The organism is Ruegeria sp. BG7 (assembly GCF_056535685.1).
The window spans coordinates 2,411,204-2,432,703 of the sequence record NZ_JBQFIU010000001.1 but is presented as its reverse complement, the minus strand read 5'-3'; the positions used below and the strand labels follow the sequence as shown (position 1 = coordinate 2,432,703).

26 protein-coding genes are annotated in these 21,500 nt (G+C 57.8%); 11 read left to right on the top strand and 15 right to left on the bottom strand.

Annotation, left to right across the window (positions count from 1 at the left end; all coding sequences use genetic code 11):
- Window positions 1–68: 68 nt before the first annotated feature.
- Window positions 69–758 (top strand): outer membrane protein, encoded by a 690-nt coding sequence (locus tag ACR3EH_RS12055; RefSeq protein ID WP_171105790.1) that lies wholly within the window; start codon window positions 69–71, stop codon window positions 756–758.
- A gap of 221 nt (window positions 759–979) precedes the next feature.
- Here the strand turns inward: ACR3EH_RS12055 and ACR3EH_RS12050 are convergent, their stop codons facing one another.
- Window positions 980–1,630, bottom strand: coding sequence for a peroxiredoxin (locus ACR3EH_RS12050; RefSeq protein ID WP_171093240.1), 651 nt, complete (start codon window positions 1,628–1,630; stop codon window positions 980–982).
- Window positions 1,631–1,844: 214 nt separating this feature from the next.
- Here ACR3EH_RS12050 and ACR3EH_RS12045 point away from each other — a divergent pair, with 214 nt between their 5' ends.
- Window positions 1,845–3,281, top strand: a complete 1,437-nt coding sequence (locus ACR3EH_RS12045; protein WP_171675838.1) for an aldehyde dehydrogenase family protein — start codon at window positions 1,845–1,847, stop codon at window positions 3,279–3,281.
- Between the two features lie 62 nt (window positions 3,282–3,343).
- Here the strand turns inward: ACR3EH_RS12045 and ACR3EH_RS12040 are convergent, their stop codons facing one another.
- The gene (locus ACR3EH_RS12040; protein ID WP_371732096.1) at window positions 3,344–3,949 is read right to left on the bottom strand and encodes a glyoxalase superfamily protein; all 606 of its coding nucleotides are present in this window, start codon (window positions 3,947–3,949) and stop codon (window positions 3,344–3,346) included.
- 7 nt (window positions 3,950–3,956) lie between these two features.
- A complete protein-coding gene (locus tag ACR3EH_RS12035; RefSeq protein ID WP_171184332.1) occupies window positions 3,957–4,808 on the bottom strand; it encodes a bifunctional helix-turn-helix domain-containing protein/methylated-DNA--[protein]-cysteine S-methyltransferase in 852 nt (283 codons plus the stop codon).
- A gap of 139 nt (window positions 4,809–4,947) precedes the next feature.
- On the opposite strand from ACR3EH_RS12035, the gene ACR3EH_RS12030 reads away from it, so the two are divergent.
- Genes ACR3EH_RS12030 through ACR3EH_RS12020 form a run of 3 tightly spaced genes read left to right on the top strand, consistent with a single transcriptional unit; the run spans window position 4,948 to window position 7,523 of the window.
- The gene (locus ACR3EH_RS12030; RefSeq protein ID WP_171184334.1) at window positions 4,948–5,835 is read left to right on the top strand and encodes a serine hydrolase domain-containing protein; all 888 of its coding nucleotides are present in this window, start codon (window positions 4,948–4,950) and stop codon (window positions 5,833–5,835) included.
- 57 nt (window positions 5,836–5,892) lie between these two features.
- Complete coding sequence (gene nth, locus ACR3EH_RS12025) at window positions 5,893–6,537, top strand: endonuclease III (protein ID WP_171093231.1); 645 nt, start codon at window positions 5,893–5,895, stop codon at window positions 6,535–6,537.
- Window positions 6,534–7,523, top strand: a complete 990-nt coding sequence (locus ACR3EH_RS12020) for an adenosine kinase (RefSeq protein WP_171184335.1) — start codon at window positions 6,534–6,536, stop codon at window positions 7,521–7,523. Before nth ends, ACR3EH_RS12020 begins: the two co-directional genes overlap by 4 nt.
- Window positions 7,524–7,582: 59 nt before the next feature.
- Here the strand turns inward: ACR3EH_RS12020 and trhA are convergent, their stop codons facing one another.
- Window positions 7,583–8,227: a PAQR family membrane homeostasis protein TrhA gene (gene trhA, locus ACR3EH_RS12015; protein WP_171184337.1), complete on the bottom strand. Its 645-nt coding sequence runs from the start codon at window positions 8,225–8,227 to the stop codon at window positions 7,583–7,585.
- A 66-nt stretch (window positions 8,228–8,293) separates the two neighbouring features.
- On the bottom strand, window positions 8,294–8,788 hold the full coding sequence (locus ACR3EH_RS12010) for an RNA pyrophosphohydrolase (RefSeq protein ID WP_171184338.1): 495 nt from the start codon (window positions 8,786–8,788) through the stop codon (window positions 8,294–8,296).
- 137 nt (window positions 8,789–8,925) lie between these two features.
- Between ACR3EH_RS12010 and ACR3EH_RS12005 the strand changes: the two genes are divergently transcribed.
- Window positions 8,926–10,953, top strand: coding sequence for an NADPH-dependent 2,4-dienoyl-CoA reductase (locus ACR3EH_RS12005; RefSeq protein WP_171670647.1), 2,028 nt, complete (start codon window positions 8,926–8,928; stop codon window positions 10,951–10,953).
- Between the two features lie 6 nt (window positions 10,954–10,959).
- On the opposite strand, the gene ACR3EH_RS12000 is transcribed toward ACR3EH_RS12005, so the two are convergent.
- Window positions 10,960–11,568 (bottom strand): LysE family translocator, encoded by a 609-nt coding sequence (locus ACR3EH_RS12000; protein ID WP_171184343.1) that lies wholly within the window; start codon window positions 11,566–11,568, stop codon window positions 10,960–10,962.
- Window positions 11,569–11,635: 67 nt separating this feature from the next.
- On the bottom strand, window positions 11,636–12,076 hold the full coding sequence (locus tag ACR3EH_RS11995) for a DUF4399 domain-containing protein (protein WP_171184345.1): 441 nt from the start codon (window positions 12,074–12,076) through the stop codon (window positions 11,636–11,638).
- 227 nt (window positions 12,077–12,303) lie between these two features.
- Between ACR3EH_RS11995 and ACR3EH_RS11990 the strand changes: the two genes are divergently transcribed.
- Window positions 12,304–13,209: a LysR family transcriptional regulator gene (locus ACR3EH_RS11990; RefSeq protein WP_171093217.1), complete on the top strand. Its 906-nt coding sequence runs from the start codon at window positions 12,304–12,306 to the stop codon at window positions 13,207–13,209.
- A 78-nt stretch (window positions 13,210–13,287) separates the two neighbouring features.
- Here ACR3EH_RS11990 and ACR3EH_RS11985 read toward each other — a convergent pair whose 3' ends face one another.
- The 4 genes from ACR3EH_RS11985 to ACR3EH_RS11970 are packed head-to-tail and all read right to left on the bottom strand — an operon-like array spanning window position 13,288 to window position 16,204.
- Window positions 13,288–14,190: an OmpA family protein gene (locus ACR3EH_RS11985; RefSeq protein ID WP_171184347.1), complete on the bottom strand. Its 903-nt coding sequence runs from the start codon at window positions 14,188–14,190 to the stop codon at window positions 13,288–13,290.
- Window positions 14,187–14,744, bottom strand: a complete 558-nt coding sequence (locus tag ACR3EH_RS11980; RefSeq protein ID WP_171184788.1) for a peroxidase-related enzyme — start codon at window positions 14,742–14,744, stop codon at window positions 14,187–14,189. Before ACR3EH_RS11980 ends, ACR3EH_RS11985 begins: the two co-directional genes overlap by 4 nt.
- A 30-nt stretch (window positions 14,745–14,774) precedes the next feature.
- A complete protein-coding gene (locus ACR3EH_RS11975; protein WP_171184348.1) occupies window positions 14,775–15,485 on the bottom strand; it encodes a GNAT family N-acetyltransferase in 711 nt (236 codons plus the stop codon).
- Complete coding sequence (locus tag ACR3EH_RS11970; RefSeq protein WP_171184349.1) at window positions 15,482–16,204, bottom strand: competence/damage-inducible protein A; 723 nt, start codon at window positions 16,202–16,204, stop codon at window positions 15,482–15,484. The genes ACR3EH_RS11975 and ACR3EH_RS11970 overlap by 4 nt, the downstream gene beginning before the upstream one ends.
- Before the next feature lie 50 nt (window positions 16,205–16,254).
- On the opposite strand from ACR3EH_RS11970, the gene sfsA reads away from it, so the two are divergent.
- The 4 genes from sfsA to map all read left to right on the top strand — a co-directional run bounded on the left by sfsA (window position 16,255) and on the right by map (window position 18,867).
- Entirely contained in the window at window positions 16,255–16,950 is a 696-nt protein-coding gene (sfsA, locus tag ACR3EH_RS11965) for a DNA/RNA nuclease SfsA (protein WP_171184352.1), read from the top strand.
- Between the two features lie 167 nt (window positions 16,951–17,117).
- Window positions 17,118–17,492, top strand: a complete 375-nt coding sequence (locus ACR3EH_RS11960; RefSeq protein ID WP_171184354.1) for a hypothetical protein — start codon at window positions 17,118–17,120, stop codon at window positions 17,490–17,492.
- A gap of 46 nt (window positions 17,493–17,538) precedes the next feature.
- Window positions 17,539–17,889, top strand: a complete 351-nt coding sequence (locus ACR3EH_RS11955; RefSeq protein ID WP_171184356.1) for a hypothetical protein — start codon at window positions 17,539–17,541, stop codon at window positions 17,887–17,889.
- A 165-nt stretch (window positions 17,890–18,054) separates the two neighbouring features.
- The gene (map, locus tag ACR3EH_RS11950; protein WP_171093205.1) at window positions 18,055–18,867 is read left to right on the top strand and encodes a type I methionyl aminopeptidase; all 813 of its coding nucleotides are present in this window, start codon (window positions 18,055–18,057) and stop codon (window positions 18,865–18,867) included.
- Here map and ACR3EH_RS11945 read toward each other — a convergent pair.
- The 4 genes from ACR3EH_RS11945 to ACR3EH_RS11930 are packed head-to-tail and all read right to left on the bottom strand — an operon-like array spanning window position 18,855 to window position 21,456.
- A complete protein-coding gene (locus ACR3EH_RS11945; RefSeq protein ID WP_171184357.1) occupies window positions 18,855–19,034 on the bottom strand; it encodes a hypothetical protein in 180 nt (59 codons plus the stop codon). The genes map and ACR3EH_RS11945 overlap by 13 nt on opposite strands.
- 19 nt (window positions 19,035–19,053) lie before the next feature.
- On the bottom strand, window positions 19,054–19,695 hold the full coding sequence (locus ACR3EH_RS11940; RefSeq protein WP_171184359.1) for an HAD family hydrolase: 642 nt from the start codon (window positions 19,693–19,695) through the stop codon (window positions 19,054–19,056).
- Window positions 19,688–20,248: a 16S rRNA (guanine(966)-N(2))-methyltransferase RsmD gene (gene rsmD, locus ACR3EH_RS11935; RefSeq protein WP_171184361.1), complete on the bottom strand. Its 561-nt coding sequence runs from the start codon at window positions 20,246–20,248 to the stop codon at window positions 19,688–19,690. Before rsmD ends, ACR3EH_RS11940 begins: the two co-directional genes overlap by 8 nt.
- A complete protein-coding gene (locus ACR3EH_RS11930; RefSeq protein WP_171675836.1) occupies window positions 20,245–21,456 on the bottom strand; it encodes an NAD(P)/FAD-dependent oxidoreductase in 1,212 nt (403 codons plus the stop codon). The genes rsmD and ACR3EH_RS11930 overlap by 4 nt, the downstream gene beginning before the upstream one ends.
- Window positions 21,457–21,500: the final 44 nt, after the last annotated feature.

Below are 21,500 nucleotides of genomic sequence, written 5' to 3'. Positions count from 1 at the left end.
AACCCTTTCCATGCACCACCAGACACATGATCTAAGCAGGGAAACGTTTTGGAACAAAGGACATGATCATGGTTAGTCGTTTCATCCTGACCTCCGCCGCCCTGATGCTGGGCACAACCGCAGCAACCGCACAAAGCCTGGGTGACGGCACCTATGTTCAGGGCTTTATCGGCTACAGCCAACTGCAAGACAGCGACTTTTCGGGCACAATCGGGGGCGCAACACAATCGGTCGATACAGACTTTGATGCAGGTTTCGGCCTGGGCGTGGCCATTGGTAAAGAGATCCCGCAGTGGTCCAATGACACGATCGGAACACGAATCGAACTGGAGCTTTCTTATCGCGACAGCGACGTGGATGGTGTGAACTTTACCGGCAACGGACCAGCACCAGAAGGCAACATCTCTGGCGACGTTTCGCAAACCTCGCTCTTTGCCAACATCTTGTTCGACTTCAAACAAGCCGGTGCGCTGACCCCGTTTGCAGGGTTTGGTCTGGGTGCCACCTACTCGGATCTGGATTTCGCTTACGGCCCCGGTGTGGCACTGGATGACAGCGACACCGCTCTTGCGGCTCAGGTGATCGCAGGCGTGGCATATGACATCAACCCGTCGACCGCCTTTACCGTAGACGCCCGCTATGCCCGCGCCTTTGACGTATCGTCGGAGCGGCTGGCCCCGAACGGCGCGTTGACGGGCACAGTTGAAGACGATCTGGACACATTCAGCGTGAATTTCGGGCTGCGCTACAAGTTCTGATCGCTTTGGGCGTCAGGTTTCTCTCCGGTTTTCTGCCGCCTTCTAGCCCTCGCACCTCAGGTGCGGGGGCATTCAAGCAACACAACTCACGTCGGATGTAATTTGGATCGCCCTGCCCGTAACAACCGCCTGCTTCATCTGGCCGAAAATACCTTCGGGGGGAATCGTGCCGAAAGGCGCGATGGGGGGCAGACAGCCCCCCCTCTGAACCGGCAACCGATTTAGGACGGCGCCTTGGTTTTGCGCAGATAAGGGAAGATCGTTTCAAACTCGCCGAACTTCTCTTTTGCTTCATCGTTCGACACTGCAGGCGGAATGATCACATCTTCACCCGGTACCCAGTTAGCCGGGGTTGCAACGCCCTTAGCCGACATCTGCAGCCCGTCCAGAGCGCGCAGGATCTCGGCAAAATTCCGACCCACGGTCATTGGATAGGTCATCGACAATTTAAGTTGCTTGTCCGGGCCGATGATAAAAACCGAACGCACAGTTGCGCTGTCAGCCGGAGTGCGACCGTCAGGCAGATAGGCTTCTGCGGGCAACATGTCGAAGGCTTTGGACACAGCCAAACCGTCATCGGCGATGATCGGGAAACCGGGGTTGGCCTTGCCGTATTCTTCGATGTCCTTCTTCCACTTCTTGTGGTCTTCGACCCCATCGACCGATACGCCGATCACTTTGGTGTTGCGCGCGGCCCATTCGTCATTCAGTTGCGCAACAGCCGAAAACTCGGTGGTGCAAACAGGGGTGAAATCCTTTGGGTGCGAGAACAAAATAGCCCAGCTGTCGCCGATCCAGTCGTGAAACTGAACGGTGCCCTGATCCGTTTCTGCTGTAAAATTTGGGACGGTATCGTTGATGCGCAAACCCATGGGGCATCTCCTTTCCTGTTAAAAACCTGAGTCGGTTGCTTGGAACCTAGTCACTTTGCGCGCAGGTTAAACCATCCCCTGCGCTCAGGGATACGGAATTCGACCGCGTTAAAGGAAAATAATTTGATCAAATTCGCTATTGCTCGATCTTGGTATGGCTGCCAGAGTATGCGCTGACAACTGGGTTAGTGCCGATCCATCAGGAGGATTCACGATGATCGAAAAGCGGGATTTTTACATCAACGGTCAGTGGGTCTCTCCTTCGTCGCCCAATGATTTTCAAGTGATCAACCCTTCGACCGAGGAACCCTGTGCTGTGATTTCACTGGGTGATGAAGCCGACACAAATGCGGCTGTTGCAGCGGCCAAAGCCGCGCTGCCCGGTTGGATGGCGACTCCGGTGGAAACCCGCATTGCGCTGATGGAAAAACTAATCGAACTTTACGCGACGCGTTCCGAGGATCTGGCGCAAGCCATGTCACTTGAGATGGGTGCACCGATTGATCTGGCCCGTTCGGCGCAGGCCGGGGCGGGTATCTACCACCTGAAAAACTTCATCCGCGCCGCCAAGGCGTTTGAGTTCGAACGCCCGTTGGGCGACCACGCCCCCAATGATCGCATCATCTATGAGGCGGTCGGCGTCGCCGCCCTAATCACGCCGTGGAACTGGCCGATGAATCAGATCACGCTCAAGGTCGGTGCGGCTGCAATTGCGGGTTGTACCATGGTGCTGAAACCATCAGAACAAAGCCCGCTGAACGCGATGATCTTTGCCGAGATGATGGATGAGGCAGGCTTTCCGCCCGGCGTGTTCAATCTGGTTAACGGTGACGGGGTGGGCGTTGGTTCGCAACTTTCCGGCCATCCAGATGTGGATATGGTCAGCTTTACCGGCTCGACCCGTGCTGGTACCGCGATTTCGAAGAACGCTGCAGAGACACTCAAGAAAGTGCATCTGGAATTGGGCGGAAAAGGCGCGAATGTGATCTTTGAGGATGCAGATGACAAGGCCGTCAAACGCGGTGTGCTGCACATGATGCAAAACACGGGCCAAAGCTGTAATGCACCCAGCCGGATGCTGGTGCAGCGCCCGATTTACGACAAGGCGGTGGAAACGGCGATTGAAGTGGCCAACATGGTCAAGGTCGGCCCTGCCATCGAAGAAGGCCGCCACATTGGCCCGGTGGTGAATGAGGTCCAGTGGACCAAGATTCAGGACCTGATTCAGAAAGGCATCGACGAAGGTGCCCGTTTGGTGGCTGGTGGCACCGGACGGCCAGAGGGGCTGAACAAAGGCTATTATGTCCGCCCTACAGTCTTTGCCGACGCCAACAATCAGATGACCATCGCACGCGAAGAAATCTTCGGTCCGGTTCTGACCATGATCCCCTTCGACACCGAAGAAGAAGCTATCGAGATCGCTAACGACACGCCGTATGGCCTGACCAACTATGTTCAGACGCAAGACGGCGCGCGGGCCAATCGTATGGCACGTGTCTTGCGGTCGGGCATGGTCGAGATGAACGGCCAGTCACGCAGCGCAGGCTCTCCGTTCGGGGGTATGAAGCAATCCGGCAACGGGCGCGAAGGTGGTGTTTTCGGTTTGGAAGACTTCCTTGAAGTCAAAGCGGTCGGCGGATGGGCGGCTTAATAAGTTGTCCAATGAGTCAATCAATTTGGGCGGGGCAATACAGGTGCCCCGCCCTTAGTGTTTCAAACAGGCCGCACCACAAGCTGAGGCTCTCCGTCAGATGTGTGCCGTAGGGATTGACCATCCCAGCCAATCTCTCCGGTGACGCGCTGTCGATAGGCGGAAAAGCTATCGAACCGCACCACATCGACGGGCGTATCGAAATGCAGGGTAACACGACGGCGCGCGCCATCGCCCAGCATAGTTATGCCGCGAATTTCCCCCGTGTATGCCTGACCCAGGTATCGTCCCTCAACCCGGTCACCTACACGCAGGTGCATCCGATTTCCGGCCATTGCATGCAATGTGTTCCAGTCTCGTACGCCGTGCTGATGGGCCAGCAGTTCCAGTGTGGCGCTATGCGACAGGGATACGCCCGTCGCTTTCAGTTTTTCCCGCAGGCGTTTTGCCTGCTCTTTCAGCTCTTCAACCGGAGCAACGGTTTGGAGTCGTGTCATCATGTGCCTCGTGTCTTTGAACGGGCGCGAAGTCTGGACGGGGTTCGCATTACCATCCGCGCGCCGGAAAAAGGGCAACAGATGTCTTTCAAACCGGGTTTCACCAAAGCCAAAGGCCGCGAACGGCAGGGGACCCGAACCTGCGGTGCCTTTTGGCAGCGGTCGGGTCATCTGTCAATCAGGCGTCTGCCTGCGCTGCTTCATAGGCCAGCATGGCGCGCTTCACCGGCAGACCCCAGTGATAACCACCTAACCCACCTGATTTACGCAGCGCGCGGTGACAAGGGATCAACCAACTGACCGGATTGCGCCCAACTGCCGTTCCCACGGCGCGAACAGCTTGTGGTGAGCCTACGCGCTGCGCGATCTCGGAATAGGTTGTGACCTGCCCAGAAGGGATATGCATCAACGCTTCCCACACTTTGATCTGCAAAGGCGATCCGATCAGGTAAAGCGGCGTTGGTTCCAACCGGTCGCTGGCAGCCCCAAAGGCACTCAGCACCCAAGGACGCAAACGCATCGGATCCTCAACGAAATCCGCTTTGGGCCAGCGCGAGATCATGTCATCCATCGCGGCCTCTTCCCCGGTCTCTGCCCCGAATGCCATGCCGCAGATGCCCTTGTCTGTGCCCATGACCAGCGCAGGGCCAAAGGGGCATTCGAACCAGCCCCAATAGATCGTCAATCCTGCGCCTTTCCGAGCGTATTCGCCGGGGCTCATGGATTCCCACTTCAGGAACAGATCGTGCAGGCGGCCGCTGCCGGACAGGCCAACGTTATGCGCGGTTTCCAATGTGGTGAACCGCTCGCGCAGCAGGGCCTTTGCGTGGCCCAGCGTGAGGTATTGTTGATACCGTTTCGGCGATACCCCGGTCCAGCGCGAGAACAAGCGTTGAAAATGGGCGGGGCTCATATCCATCTGACGGGCCAGCTCATCGAGGCTCAGGCCCTCGCCACCCTGATCGATCAGGTCGATTGCGCGGCGCATGACGTTGTAGTGGTATCCGCTTTCCGGGGTCTGGACATTCATGTCGCTTACCTCTTGCACTATTTCCCAGACTATACGTCGTCTGCCTATTGGTGAGCGACCCGAAACTTGCGCAACCGTATTTCTTTGAGAATTGATCTGACTTAGGGTCGAACCACATCCAATCAATTCCGGGCCGAACATGACCCTCTCCGCCGCCATGGACCAAACAGGCCGCGTTCTTCTGGACGAGTGCGGTGAATCCCTGTTTCCCTGGTGGAGCTTCACCAAAACTGCAATCGCAGTTCTTGTCATGCAGGCGTGGGAACGCCAGCAATGCGATCTTGATGCACCGTTCCGAGAGCATCCGTTTTCGCTGCGCCAATTGATGCAGCACCGCGCCGGGCTGAGAGATTATGGGGCGCTACCGGGCTATGGAGATGCCGTCGCGCAAGGTGCAGATCCCTGGTCTGTCGAGCAGTTGTTGGCAGAAGCAGATTTTCGCAACCTCGCCTACCCGCCCGGAACGAACTGGGTATATTCAAATGTGGGCTATCTGCTCTTGCGCCAATTTCTGGAAGAGGTGCACAACGCCAGTCTGGCCGAAATCATGCAGGCTCGTATTTGCCAGCCGCTGGGTCTGACCGCGCGTGTTGCTCGGACACGGGATGATTTCGAACAACTGTATTGGAACGCGCATGGTTATCACCCGGACTGGGTCTACCACGGCTGCCTTATGGGCACTGCAACCGACGCCTTGCGCCTGTTACGCGCCGTCCTGAACGGCGATCTGTTATCTGCTGCAAGTAAAGACCAGTTGCTCAGCCGTTCCATGCAAGGCCCGGCTATTCCGGGACGGGTTTGGAGCGAAACCGGCTATGGGCTTGGTCTGATGATCGGTGCGGCCCAACCCGTGGGCCGCGTTATCGGGCACACTGGATGCGGCCCGTTTTCGGCAAATTTGATCGCGCAGTTTCCAGACACCCCTTCCGGGCTTTTGGTGGCCAGCTTTTGCCCAATGGGTGACGAGACCCCTGCAGAGTTTGAAGCTGTAAAGCTTGCAACCAAGCTAAACGAGCTTCGCGCATGACTACATAAAGCGTGTTTTCAATTGCAGCCCGCACAATCCCACGGCATTAAGGCCCGGATGGCAAAACAACTCGACTATCATACGATCCGCGAGATCTTTACGCGCTTTCAGGAGGCCGACCCCGAACCCAAGGGCGAGCTTGAGCATGTGAACGTCTATACCCTGGTCGTGGCCGTCGCGCTGTCGGCGCAGGCGACCGATGCGGGCGTCAACAAAGCCACGCGCGAATTGTTCAAGATCGCCGACACACCACAAAAGATGCTGGACCTGGGCGAAGAGGGTCTGATCGAACATATCAAGACCATCGGCCTGTTTCGTCAGAAAGCGAAAAACGTCATCAAGCTTAGCCGGATTCTGGTCGAAGATTACGGCGGCGAGGTTCCCAATTCCCGTGCTGCGTTGCAATCGCTGCCGGGTGTCGGGCGCAAGACGGCCAACGTGGTTCTGAACATGTGGTGGCGGCAACCTGCTCAGGCGGTTGATACGCATATCTTTCGCGTCGGCAACCGAACCGGCATTTGCCCCGGTAAGGACGTGGACGCGGTCGAGCGCGCCATAGAAGACAACATACCTGCTGATTTCCAGCTTCATGCACATCACTGGCTGATCCTGCATGGCCGGTACCATTGCAAGGCACGCAAGCCGCAATGCCCGACCTGCATCATCCGTGATCTCTGTCGATTCGAGGACAAAACCCAATGAAAACTTACCAACTGACCGGCATCGGAAATGCCGTCGTAGACGTGATTTCCCAGGCCGACGACAGTTTCCTGGAACTGATGGGCATCGAGAAAGGCATCATGCAGCTGATCGAGCAGGAGCGCGGTGAAGTTCTCTATGCCTCGATGGAAGGCCGCGTGCAGACGCCTGGCGGTTCGGTCGCCAACACCATCGCGGGGGCCGGTGCCCTTGGACTGGACGCTGCCTTTATCGGGCGCGTGCACGACGACGCGCTGGGGCGGTTCTATGCGGATGCGATGAACGAAGACGGCGTTGACTTCGTGAACCCACCGGTTCCGGGCGGAGAGCTGCCGACCTCGCGTTCGATGATCTTTGTTTCGCCCGATGGTGAGCGGTCGATGAACACCTATCTGGGGATTTCATCCGAGCTGTCCTCGCAGGACGTCTCGGATGACGTTGCAGGAAACAGCCAGATCATGTTCCTCGAAGGCTATCTGTTCGACAAGGAAAAGGGCAAAGCCGCGTTTCTTGAAGCCGCGCGCGCCTGTCACAAGGGCGGCGGAAAGGCCGGTATTGCCATTTCCGACCCGTTCTGCGTGGAACGTCACCGCGTCGATTTCCTGTTGCTGATCGAAAACGAACTGGATTTCGTGATCGGCAATGAGGCCGAGATCAAGTCGTTGTTCGAAACCGACGATCTGGAGGAAGCGCTGGCCAAAACCGCCGCCATCTGTCCGTTGGTTGTCTGCACCCGGTCAGGCGACGGTGTGACAGTTCTGAATAGTGACGGCCGCATTGACGTGCCGGTTGAAAAGATTGTGCCCGTGGACGCAACAGGTGCGGGTGATCAGTTCGCTGCAGGCTTCCTGTTTGGCATGGCCACAGGTCGGGATTATGAGACTTGCGCAAAGATCGGCAATGTCTGTGCCCGCGAAGTCATCAGCCATATCGGTCCGCGCCCCGAGGCAAACATGCAGGAATTGCTGCGCGCCGAAGGGTTGCTCTGACCTCGGATCGGGTCCTTTTCACAAAATGGATTGGGGCGTCAGCGCCCCAACCCTACCCTTTAGTTAGAAAACAGCGCCAGCCAGATTCCGACGAACATCAGAACCCCACCCAGGTTCACCCAGACGTGCCAAATCGCATAACGAAACGGCAGTGTCTTTTGGGCGTAAAACATCGTTCCAACGACATAGCTGACTGCACCGCCCGCAATGCACCAAAGGGTGGCTGCGGGAACGGTGGTCATGTCTGGGATTGCGCCTAAACCGATACCACCCAAACCAAGGTATGATGCCGTCGACCATCGCGACTTAACCGTCTCATTCGCGATCTTGTTCCAGACGGCTGCGATGGTCAGCCCCCAGCACACCCAAAGCAAGGTCATGGTCCATGCCGTGCCCGCCTGAACGAAGAATGGTGTGAACGTCCCGCAGATACTGGGATAAATCGCGGCGTGGTCGATACGGCGCAACAGCTTGCGGCGATCATGCCAAGGCGCAAAATGATAGGCGCAGGACGCAAGGTTCGACGCAAGTGCACTGAGAACATAAACGATGACCGCAAGAAGCAGCGCAACATCCAGACGTTGATAGGCGTTCACGATCAGCAGGCTGCCAGCCGTCAGGATCAGGGACAAACCGATCACATGGACAATCATGTCGGCGGTACGATGCGCACGCGCGGGGCTGGGATAGGTGGTTTTCATCATGACTGGCCAGTTAAAAACAGCTCTGCGCTAAAGTCCCGCCAAAAGGATGTCCAACTTTCCCAAGCGTCACTTATACGAGCCGAGGTGGTCTTCAAAAGCCGCCAGCACTTGCTCGTACACGTCCCGTTTGAACGGTACGATCTCGTCGATCAACCGATCAGGCGCTTGCCATTTCCATTGTGAAAACTCTGGGTGGTCGGTTTCGATGTTGATCTGATCATCCTTACCGACAAAGCGCAGTAGGAACCATTTCTGCTCTTGCCCGCGATAGCGCCCTTTCCAGATCCTGGGCACGATGTCCTGCGGCAGATCGTAGGGCAGCCAACCGTCGGTTTCGGCCACGATCTCCACCAGGTCCGAGGTTACCCCGGTTTCCTCCCACAACTCGCGCAGGGCCGCATCGCGCGGGTCTTCGCCCTTGTCCACGCCGCCCTGCGGCATCTGCCAGGCGTCTTTGTGGCGATCATTGCGCTGACCCACAAAAATCCTGCCGTCCGCATTTATCAGCATTAGCCCCACACAAGGACGGTAGGGCAGCTTGGCGATATCTTCGGGGGTCATACGGGGCCTCATCGGATTGTTCCGCCAATCTCTAACAACCACAGGGGCAACAGCAAAGAGGGTGACGTGGGGTTTCGCGTGACAAAGATGACGCGAAGGTCAATCTAACTCGCATATTCGGGAGGGAGAGTTTCGCCATGACTGCGTACCCAAACATGCTGGCCCCGCTGGATCTGGGCTTTACCACCTTGAAGAACCGCGTGCTGATGGGTTCGATGCATACGGGGCTTGAGGAAACCGGTGACTGGAACCGGGTGGCTGAATTCTATGCGGACCGGGCGCGCGGCGGCGTGGCGCTTATGGTGACAGGTGGCATTGGTCCAAATCTTGAGGGCTCGGTTCTGCCCGGCGCGTCGATGATGACCAATGAAAAAGAGGTGGCGAACCATTCCATCGTCACCCAGCGGGTGCACGAAGCAGGCGGCAAGATCGCGATGCAGATCCTGCACGCAGGCCGCTATGCTTATGGCCCGAAATGCGTGGCCCCCAGTCCGGTGAAATCCCCTATCTCACCCTTTCCGCCAAATGAGCTGGATGAAGACGGCATCGAAAAACAGATCAGCGACATCGTGAACGCCGCCGTTCTGGCCCAACAGGCGGGCTATGACGGGGTCGAGATCATGGGGTCTGAAGGGTATTTCCTGAACCAGTTCCTTGTGACCCATACCAACAAACGCACAGACCGCTGGGGCGGGACCTACGAAAACAGAATGCGCTTGCCTATCGAGGTCGTGCGCCGCACGCGTGAGGCCGTTGGCCGCGATTTCATCATCATCTACCGCCTGTCGATGATTGATCTGGTCCCCAACGGCTCGACCCATGAAGAAGTGGTGCAACTGGCGCAAGAGGTTGAAAAGGCCGGTGCCACCATCATCAACACCGGCATTGGCTGGCACGAGGCGCGGATTCCGACCATCGCCACCAGTGTGCCGCGTGCTGCTTTCGCCTGGGTGACGAAAAAGCTGATGGGCAAGGTTTCGATACCTGTAATCACCTCGAACCGGATCAACACGCCCGAGGTCGCCGAAGAGGTTTTGGCCTCCGGCTGTGCCGATATGGTGTCGATGGCCCGCCCGATGCTGGCAGACGCCGATTTCGTCAACAAAGCCGTTGCGGGGCAATCTGCGCAAATCGCACCCTGCATTGCGTGCAATCAAGCCTGTCTGGATCATACATTCAGCGGCAAGCTGACGTCTTGTTTGGTCAATCCCCGCGCCTGTCATGAGACTGAACTGGTGATTGAGCCTGCTTCGACGCAGAAAAACGTTGCCATTGTCGGTGCGGGCCCAGCCGGTTTGTCCACCGCGATGACCGCTGCCCAGCGCGGCCACAACGTGACTTTGTTTGACCGCGCCGCAGAGATTGGTGGGCAGTTGAACATGGCCAAACAGGTTCCGGGCAAGGAAGAGTTTTGGGGGCTGGTCGATTGGTATCGCACCATGATGGCCGATCTGGGCGTAAAGGTGGAATTGAACCGTGAGGTCAGCGCCGACGATCTGACCGGCTTTGACGAGGTGATCATCGCAACCGGCGTCACCCCGCGCGATCCGCAGATTCCGGGGCAGGATCGAGAAAATGTCCTCAGCTATATCGACGTGCTGCGTGGCAAGGCCGAAGTCGGCGAATCCGTCGCCGTAATCGGCGCAGGCGGTATAGGCTTTGACGTCTCCGAATTTCTTTTGGAGGACGGGCACAGCGCAACCACCGACTTGCCGCTTTGGATGAAGGAATGGGGCGTAACAGACCCGGCCGAGCACCGCTCGGGCCTTGCGCCAGAAGGGCCTCAACCCAGCGCGCCTGCGCGTCAGGTCACATTGCTACAGCGCAAGAAACAGGCACACGGCAAGGGATTGGGTAAAACAACTGGCTGGATTCACCGTGCAGCGTTGAAGATGAAAAACGTCAACTTCGTGGGCGGTGTGAACTATGAGCGCATCGACGATGACGGCCTGCATGTCAGCTTTGGCGAAGACCGTGCTGACCCGACCGCGATCTCGGCGGACACAATCGTTCTGTGTGCCGGGCAGGTTTCAGACCGGTCGCTGGCGGACGCGCTGATCGAACGCGGCGTTACCCCCCACGTAATCGGCGGTGCGGATGTAGCGGCCGAACTGGACGCCAAACGGGCGATCAATCAGGGAACACGATTGGCGGCCGAGCTTTAAGCTCGGTCAGTCGGACAGCGCAAGTTTCACCCCCAGCGCGCCAAAGGCCGTTGCAAAACACCGTTTGATCCAGGCCATCACTGACGGGCGGTGGATTATGTAGTCCCGCGCCAAGGCCGCGCAGGCCCCGTAGGCGATGAAGACAACAAAGGTCATCGCCATGAAGGCAAGCGCGAGTTGCACCAAAGCCAGCCCTGCATGGTTTGTGCCGGCGGGCAAAAATTGCGGCAGGAACGCGAGGAAGAACAACGATAGTTTGGGGTTCAACACGTTGATCAGCGTGCCGGTCGCCGCAATTCTAAGGTACCCTTTGGCTGATTTATTCGCGCTGACCTCCATCGCACCGCCCTCGCGGACAATCCCCCACGCCATATAGAACAGGTAGAGCACCCCAAGGTATTTGAGAACCTGAAAGGCCAGCGCACTTGTATGCAGCAGAGCGGCCAAGCCGATAATGCTGGCCACAGCGGCGGGTACGATTCCAAGCGTGCAGCCTGCTGCCGCCGCAATGCTGGCGCGAAATCCTCGGCCAAGCCCAATGGCCAGCGTGTAGATGACGCCGGTGCCCGGCAACAGCACGACGATCAAAGATGTAATGAAAAACTCAAGCGACATTGAACCCTCCGACCACTTGCCGGAGAGTTCCCCACATCAAACCGAAAGTAAACAGGCGTGCAGCTACCTACTCAACGGTAATCGTAATCACCTCGGACACAATCGGTGGATTATGTGGCACATGGCCCGCGTCTCCCAATACCAGTTGCAGCGTGTGCTGACCTGCGGGCAGGTCCAGTGTCACCTCGGTCTGGCCGCCGCCAAAATGCATATGGTTGTCATCGGCAGGAAGGCCATAAGCCAGCTCATCCGCTCCATCCTCGCCCTCACCAATCGGGGGGCGGTTGAGCAACAGGTGGTGGTGGCCGGTATTTTCCTTCTCGGTCCCGGCCGGGGCGACGCCCATTCCGCTGAGACCGAAGACAACCGTGACCGGTGATTGCACTGTGTCACCGTCAGATAGATTAACGAAATAAACCTTCGCGTCGGGGTTCGAAGGCGTTTCACCCCCGGCGTGTGCAAAGCCCGCAAAAAGGCAAAAGGCAGCGATGGTGAAAACGGTCTTCATGGTCTCCTCCCTTGTCACAAAAATGCCATCCTCAAGGTAACACATTAGGTCGCTGCGCCAAAAAACATAGCCAGACAGGGGCACAGGCGCATTTGGAAACCACTGTTTCTGCGTTTCCCATACGCAAACGATCCGATTCAAATCCCTGATATTATCCCATGTCTGCCGCGTTTCCGCCCAGATTCAGCGCCATAGTCAGAGAGGAAATCAAGATCTGGGGAACGAGTATGGACCGACTGACTGAAATGGAAGCCTTCGCCAATGTGGTGGATCAAGGTGGCTTCACCGATGCGGCCAAAAAGATGGGCATCTCCAAATCCGCCGTGTCCAAACATGTCTCGAGCCTCGAAGCGCGTCTGGGGGCCCGGTTGCTGAACCGCACCACACGCCGGGTGTCGCCGACGGAAATCGGCCTTGCCTACTATGACCGCGCGCGGCGTGTTCTGAATGACGCGGGCGAAGCAGATTCGCTGGTTACGTCGATGCAATCGGCCCCATCGGGCCTGCTGCGCATCAGCGTTGCCACCGACTTCGGCGTGAATCACCTGTCCCCCGTTTTGTCCGAGTTCCTGGCCGCCTATCCCGACATCACAGTGAACATGGTTCTGAACAACCGTTATGTCGAACTGATTTCCGAAGGATTTGACGTGGCCGTCCGCATCGGCGAGCTGGAAGACAGCACGCTGCGCGCCCGTAAGCTAACTGAAACCGTGAAACGCATGGTGGTTGCACCCAGCTATATTGAACGCTTCGGACGCCCGCAGAAGATCGATGATCTGAACGAACACAAGCTGCTGCACTATTCCAGCCAATCCTCGGGCAACGTCTGGAAACTGACCGCGCCATCGGGTGAAAAACGCCAGGTGCGTACCGCGGGCTGGTTGAGCGTGAATGACGGGCAATCGCTGCTGAACGCGGCCATCTCGGGGCTGGGGATCGCTTACCTTCCCAGCTATCTTTATGCCGAAGCGTTAAAATCAGGACAGGTGGTCGACGCCATGCCATCTCTGCCGGACGAGGTTCAGGGCATCTATGCCGTCTACCCGCCTGGCCGCTTCACACAACCCAAAGTTCGGGCCTTCATCGACTTCCTGGTCAATTCCTACCACGACAAAGGCCCGATGGACTGGTAATTCTCCCTGAAGACCAACCTTATGACCCGCATGTCAAAGTGCGGGTCTTTTTTTGCCTTTAGGCTTGACCGTACCTGTTCAGTTGACCAGCAAAACCGCTTCGACCCGGCGGTTCAGGTCGCGCCCCTCGGGCGTCGCGTTGGACGTTATCGGAGCCAGATAGCCCACGCCCTGCGCCTCGATCCGCTCGGGGGCCACGCCATGCGCCTCGATCAATCGGGTGCGTACGGCCTCGGCCCGGCTTTTGCTGACAGAGATATTGGCCGACAGCGCGCCAGTGTCATCGGTATGCCCTACTAACGCAAGTCGCGTATCGGGGTTGTCAGACAGGTAACCGGCGACCAGAGTCAGCGAGGCGAACGGCCCTTCACCCAATGCCACCTCGCCGGTTGGAAAATGCAAATCATCCAGGATTACATGCCCTGCGCTTGTCAGAGCCTCCAGCAATCCGCCCGAGCCTTCGACGGCCTGTTCGACCAAAACCGGATCAGGGTCAGGCGCATCCTGCGGCGTTACGCGGATCAACTGTACGTAGCCATCTGGCGGGTTGCGGCTGACCAACAAGCTAAGCGCAACGGACCCCTTGGTCGCTGAAAGGAAACGGTAATCCTGAATGGCGACATACATGTCTGGTGTCGGCACAACTTCCGTCCAGAAACGGAAATCGAAGCCGCCGCATGCTTGCGCCTCGCACTCAAACAGGATCTTGTAGCCTTGCGCCTCGATCTGGTCGCGCAGCGGGGACAATAATTGCAGTGTCGTGCTGGAACCTGCCTGTAACCGCCACGTGAACCGCTCAACCCGACCTTCGATTGTGTCAGAAGGCACTGCCCCGTTCTCATAAGGCCCCGTCGGCAGGTCATAACTGTCCAACGGCGAGGTTCGGTCACTGATCTGGCGCGCACTGGTGGGCAGGGTCAGGTCCTGCGCCAGAACCGGCCCCGTCAGTAGCATTGATAAAAGGACAGCCGTACGGATCATCGAAACTGTGCGTGATATTCTTCGTTGGGTACCATTGCTGTCGCGCTGGCCACCCGGTTGGACATGTTGAAGAAACCGGTAACATTGGCAATGTCCCAGATGTCCCGGTCGGTGAACCCAACATCGCGCAGCTTCTGCCGGTCGGGTTCTTCGATCTCGGCGCTGGAGGTAGTCATCTTGGCAGCAAAATCCAGCATCGCACGCTGACGTGGATCCAGCGGCGCAACGCGGTAATTCATCACCAGCATCTCACCCAGTTGCGGATTACCCGACAGCTGACGCACCGTCGCGCCATGTGCGACCAGACAGTAGAAGCACTTGTTGATCGACGATACCACCACCGCTATCATCTCGCGCTCCAGCTTGGACAAGCCGCTGTCGGCCAGCATCAGGTCATTGTACATCGCTGTGAAGGCGTTCAGCTTGTCGATGTCGAATGCGTTGGCTTTCAATACGTTCGGCACCATTCCCAGCTTTTCGACACAGATATCAAAGTATTTCTGCGTTTCCGGCGGCAGCGGATCGACCATGGGCAGGTTCAGCGCGGTGGGCATGTCTTTTTGTGTCACGGCAGCCTCTTCAGTTCACTCAAGGTGACGGTAATGGTATTCGCCTGCAAGCTCCATCCCGAGCGCGCGATAAAGGCCATTGGCACCTGCATTGGCTTTGGTGCAGATCACGCTGAGGGTCTGCGCGCCATTATCCCGCGCCCAGATTGCCGCCGCGCGCATGGTCCAGTGGCCCAGACCTTGGCGGCGATGATCGGGCAGAATTTCAAGCGCGTGGACCATCGCAACATCCCCGTGCATCGCGACAAATGCCACGCCGCTGGGTTTATCGTTATGGCGCAGCAACAGGCTGGTCTTGGGACCTTTCGCGCGCGCCATGACCGCTTGCCGTTCTGCGCCTATCCCAGCCGAAGACCAGATTTCGCGCATGATCTCAAGCGGCTCCCAGACCGAAAAGACCATGATCGGAGGGATCGGTTGATCTGTCAGCAGGTCGACCGGACAGGCATAGATGTTGACCGGGTCCAGAACGCTGTACCCCCGATCAGCCAGTTTTGTATCCAGCGCCTCATCACCCGGACGCAGGCAGAAAATGCGTTTCTGTCCCATGGCCAGCATTGCAGCCTCGGCGGCGTCAATATCCGCGTCTGTTGCAGGACCCAGCGCATTGGCCGCAGAAACACGTGACCCGCCACCCCGCCCTTCGCGCAGTTGGAACGGGCCAAGCGCCTTATAGCCTGCGGCAGGCCATGTGCCGTCGACAATATCCGCCCAGTTCAAGCTCAAAGTTGCAACTCTTTCGCCAGACGGGTCATCGCCGCATCAATCCGCCCTCCGTCAGTGCCTCGTATCACGACGTTGGCACCGAAGGCTCCGTTGATCTGGAACGGATAACAGCCGATGGACAGGTCGCTGAACTCTTCGGCCAAGGCGGACAGGTTTGTGGCAATATCGCCCTCGCCCCGATCCACGCGCAGAGTTTGCGACAGCAAGGGGTTGCCTCCGGTTAACGTTGGCAGAACACTGGCCACCATCGCCTGAAACACCGAAGGCACACCGGCCATCACATGCACGTTCACAAGAGTAAAGCCCGGTGCAGTCGAGACCGGATTGTCGATCAGCGCCGCACCATCGGGAATGCGGGCCATGCGCAGTCGGGCGGCGTTCAGTTCCAACCCCGATTTGTCGTAATGCGCCTGCAACAATGCCCGCGCGTCATCCCTGATATCAATCGGCGTATTGAAGGTCCGCGCGATGCAATCGGCGGTTATATCATCATGGGTCGGACCAATGCCGCCACTGGTAAAGACGGTGTCATAGGCATCAGACAATGCCTTAACCGCCCCTTCGATGGCAGGGGCGTCATCGCTGACAATGCGCACTTCTTTCAGGTCGATGCCATGTTTCGTCAGCTCCTGCGCCAGAAAATGCATATTCGCATCACGGGTGCGGCCGGACAGGATTTCATCCCCGATCACCAGCATCGCTGCGGTTGGATTGGCCATGGCGCTCTCCCCTCTTGATCGTTCTCAGGGGCAGGTATAGGCCCTGAACCATGCGTTTTGAAACCCCTCTTGTCCCCGCCCGCCTGATCCGTCGCTACAAACGCTTTCTGGCTGATTGCACGCTGGAAGACGGGCATGAGGTTACAGCCCATTGCGCCAATCCGGGATCGATGATGGGGCTTGCCGAACCGGGCGAGAAAATCTGGCTGGAACCCAATGACGACCCGAAGAAAAAGTTGAAATACGGCTGGCGACTGGTGGATCACGAAAACGGGCATTTCACTGGCGTTGACACCTCGGTTCCCAATCGCGCCTTAAGGGCAGCGCTTGAAGCTGGTGAGATCGCAGAACTGGCCGCCTATGACACCGTCCGGCCCGAGGTGAAATACGGCGAAAACAGCCGCATCGATTTCCTACTGACCGGGCCGGGCCTGCCCCACGCCTATGTCGAGGTCAAAAGCGTGACCCTCTCGCGCCAGCCCGGCCTGGCCGAGTTTCCCGACAGTGTCACGGCGCGCGGCACCAAGCATCTGGGCGAGCTGGCAGCAATGGCCGCGCAAGGACACCGCGCGATCATGCTGTATCTGGTACAACGCACCGATTGCGACCAGTTTGCACTGGCGGCTGATATTGACCCGGCCTATGCGGCGGCGTTTGAATCAGCACAGGCGCAGGGGGTGGAACGGTTGGTGTATGGGACAGAGATTTCACCTTTGGGTGTCGCAGTCTTACCCAAACAGATCTAGAGCCCATTCAGCAGCACCCTCGAGAAACAAGAAAGCCTGGCGTCTCGGGTCAAACCTAAAGCTCACTATATATATTCTTAAAACGGTATTTGTTGATTCATATCAAGGTTAATTAGCGCACAAAAAGCTTTGCTACTCAGCACGACAATTTCGGGGGGAGATTTGTCATGCGATACAAAGCTATTGGTATGACCGTTCTGTGCGCCGCACTCCTATACACGGCCTCTTGCTCGGGCATGAGTTACGCGATGAAGACATATGGCGACGTCGACCCAATAAACTTCGAAGCCTATGGCAGAACCTGGCGCATCTTCGACAAGCCTGAAAGCGGCTTGATTATGCTGACGCCCAGCTTGGGAGATGCGGCATTGGCAGGTGCCGCCGAAGGGGCAACATTCGGCTTGGCTGGCAGTATGGACCCCACGCAGTTGGTCTTTCAATCGGCAGCGGCAGAATACCTGAAGTCAACCGGCAGAACATGTGACATCCGTTCTGCCCGACTGGTCATCGACCCTCAGTGGGAGTTCACCTATACCTGCTGAGCCTTCGCGAAACTGTCGCCTTTTGTCAGAAATCACGGAGTTCAGCATGCCAAAAAACTTAATCACATTGGCAGTCCTTCTCGCCGTCACCGCGTGCGCGGAACAACCAAGTTCGATTGCACCGGTTCCAATAGGGGATGTCTATAGCGACGTTTCCTGCGCGAAGGCACGACAACTCTACCAACAAGAGGTCGCCAGAGTACCCGCCTTGGTTTCCGCCCAGAAACAAGCGGTTGCTGGTGACGCTGTTGGTGTGCTGTTGATCGGAGTTCCCGTATCCAGTTTGTCGGGAGATGACTTGGAAGGCGAAATAGCCGCGACCAAGGGTAAATTGATAGCACTGTCCGCTCGTTTGGAAGTTTGTGGCACTCCGCCCCCCAAAATAGCGTGGGATTGAGCCTGTTGCGACATAGGGTCGTAAAGACGACATGAACTAGCGGCTGTTGAAACCGATAAGCCGTCGAACTACTTCGCTCAAGGAGTGTGACCCTGCGCCCTCTGGTACTTTCTGCACAAGCAGCGTAAAAGGAATGCTGCGCGAAACATTTGGAGCTTAGCGTCGATGAAAGAACATCGTGGCCGCCTGACCAAAGACGGCATCCGCATCTATGAACAAAGCGACTTTGCCGGAATGCACGCGGCAGGGGCTTTGGCGGCACGCATTCTGGATGATATTGCAGAACACGTTTTTCCCGGCCAGACGACTGGCGCGATTGACGGGCTGATCACTCAGATGGTTGAAGACGCAGGCGCAACTTCGGCCACGATTGGGTACAAAGGCTATCAGCACGCCAGCTGCATCAGCGTTAATCACGTCGTTTGCCATGGTATTCCGGGTGAAAAAAAGCTGAAGGATGGCGACATCCTGAACATTGACGTGACTGTCATCGTCGATGGCTGGTTTGGCGACACCTCGCGCATGTATGTGGCCGGGAAACTGCCCCGCAAGGCAGAACGGCTGATCCAAGTAACCCATGACGCGCTGTTCAAGGGCATCGAGATGGTCAAGCCCGGCAACACTTTTGGCGATATCGGCCACGCCATTCAGGCTTATGTCGAAGCGCACCGGATGAGTGTTGTACGCGATTTTTGTGGACATGGTCTGGGCCGCGTGTTCCACGCGCCGCCCAACGTTCTGCACTATGGCCGTCCGGGCACTGGCGCGGTTCTGGAAGAGGGTATGTTCTTTACCATCGAACCGATGGTCAATCTGGGCCGTCCTGAAACCAAGACGCTGGCCGATGACTGGACAGCTGTGACCCGCGACAAGTCACTGTCGGCACAGTTCGAGCATTCGGTGGGTGTTACGGCGGATGGGGTCGAGATTTTTACACTCTCGCCGGGCGACAAGTTCCACCCGACCTATTCCTCCTGATCGGCAGCCTGTTCGCGCATCACTTTCAGCAGCATTGTCTCTGCCCCCCAAGGCGTCACCGCGTCGTGGATAAAAACCGGCGCGCGCATCGGCTTGCGCTCGGGCCCGGTTGAGGCTTCGGCGTCGCGGGCAAACGTCCAGCTAAAGGGTGTAAGGGCGCGGTCCATGACCGCACGTTAGCACAATTCAGGCTCTGAGTCCCAAAAGCCGGTGCACCTGTGCCATATCCGTGATGACTTCGGCACCCAGATCAGCCAAGCTGTCGCCGCCTCCGTGCGGGGCATAGGCCAAACAGCGCATGTCTGCCCGCACGGCCGCTGTTACACCATTCTGGCTGTCTTCAATAACCACAGGGGAATTTGCTTCAAAGCGCTGAGCGGCCAGCTTGAACATCTTTGGGTCCGGTTTGCCAGTTCCCAGAACATGAGCCGAGAACATAACGTCCTTAAACCGGTCCCAAATCCCATTCTGACCCAGAGTGATCTTCATCTTGTCCGGGCTGCCGTTTGACGCAACGCAGAACGGGATGCCGTTTTGATCCAGTGCCGCCAACAATTCGGAAACACCAGGCACCAAAGGTACCCCTTTGCGCAGGCGGTCATAGGTTTCAGCATAGATCTGATCCACCCAGCCCTCGGGTAGATCGGCACCCATGCTGCGTGCCTTGTCGCGTACTCCAACCATCGTTCCGCCTACAAACAGCGACATGCATTCAGGCAATGTCAGGTGCAGGCCATAACCAGCCAGATTGCCCATCAGCACCTGGTTCGAGATCACTTCGCTGTCGACCAGAACGCCATCGCAATCGAAAATCACCAGATCATGCATCCGACTCGTCTTTCCACATCAAAGAGATATGCGTGTCGCCGTATTTCCGACTGTCGTGCAGCTTGAACCCTGCGGGTGCTTGCATCGGGGTGTTTTCTTCCCAAACCAAGAGTGCATCCTCGGCAAGCCAGCCGTTTGCCAAAGCGGTAACAGCTTTCTGGCCCATGGCCTTTCCATAAGGGGGATCAAGAAAGATCAGATCATAAGGCACGCTTGGATTGTCTCCCAGCCGCGTGGCGTCACGGCGGATCAAGTCAGTGCGCGCGGCGCTGCGTGTCAGGTCGATATTCTTGCGGATCAATCCCTGCGCCACGCGCCCGTCATCAACAAAGGTGACATGCGCCGCACCACGCGACAGCGCCTCGAGCCCCAGCGCCCCGGTACCTGCAAACAGATCCAGCACCCGCAAACCGTCAAAGTCGATCTGGTGGGTCAGGACGTTGAACAGGCTTTCGCGCACACGGTCAGTGGTGGGGCGCAGACGTGCCCCCGCATCCCCTTTGCCGACCGAGGCCAAAGCGCGGCCCCGGAACTCTCCGGCGATGACCCTCACGCTTTGAGCAGCGGCTTCAAGTCCGCGTCCGGATCCGCCACGATGGCCGGATCGGCCGTCTTGCCTGCGTCGATCAAGCGTTTGCCGACCATATACGCGCGGGGATCGTTCATTGCATCCACAGCTATCAACTGATCGCCCTTGTAGTACCAGAAGGACACGGTCTGCCCTTCGCCCTTGCGGGTCACAACGCGGTCATATCCGGTGTTAAGACCGGCGATCTGTAGCTTGACGTCATACTGGTCCGACCAGAACCACGGCGTCGCGGTGTAGTCCTTGGCAGCGCCCAGCATGTTCTGCGCGACGATCTCGGCCTGATCAATTGCGTTGGGCACACTCTCTAGCCTGATCCGGCCTTCACCGTGCGGGAACGAAGCACAATCGCCTGCCGCCCAAATTGACGGATCCGAAGTGCGGCCATGGGCGTCGGTCTTGATGCCGTTGTCCAACTCAAGCCCCGCCATCTCGGCCAATTGGGTTGCGGGCGCGATGCCGACACCAACTACAACAAAGTCAACCTCAAGTTCGGTTCCATCGGTCAGAAGGGCGCCTGTGACCTTGCCGTTTTCGCCAATCAACCGATCCAACCCAACACCTTCGCGAATGTCAGCGCCGTAGTCACTGTGCAATGCGCGGAAATAGTCGCTGGTCTCGGGTGCCGCGACCCGTTGCAGGATACGGTCGGCCATCTCGACCAGAGTCACCTTGACGCCGCGCTTGGCGCAGACGGCTGCGGCCTCGAGCCCGATATAGCCACCGCCCACGATCAGCGCACGGGCACCTTCAGTGACCTTGGGCTCCATATCGTCGATATGCGCCAGATCACGCACCACATGCACACCTTCCAGGTCGCCACCAATAGCCGCGGGCAGACGGCGCGGATCGGACCCGGTGGTCAGCGCCAGTTCGTCGTAGGAAATGACCTCGTCCCCCAACGTCACAGTCTTGGCTTGCCGATCGATGCCCGTGACGTGCTGACCCAGACGAAGGGTGATTTTGTTCTCGGCATAGAAACTCTCGGGTCGCAGGAACAGGCGCTCCAGCTCCATCTCGCCCAGAAGGTATGCCTTGGACAAAGGCGGGCGCTGATAGGGCAAATGCGGTTCAGCCCCGATAAGAGTGATGTCCCCGTCGAACCCATCCTTGCGCAACCGCGCCACCAAAGATGCCCCCGCCTGACCGGCACCGATCACGACAATTTGGCTCATGTTTTGCCCACCCTGCAGTTTTCCCGTGGTCTCCGTGTTTGGAC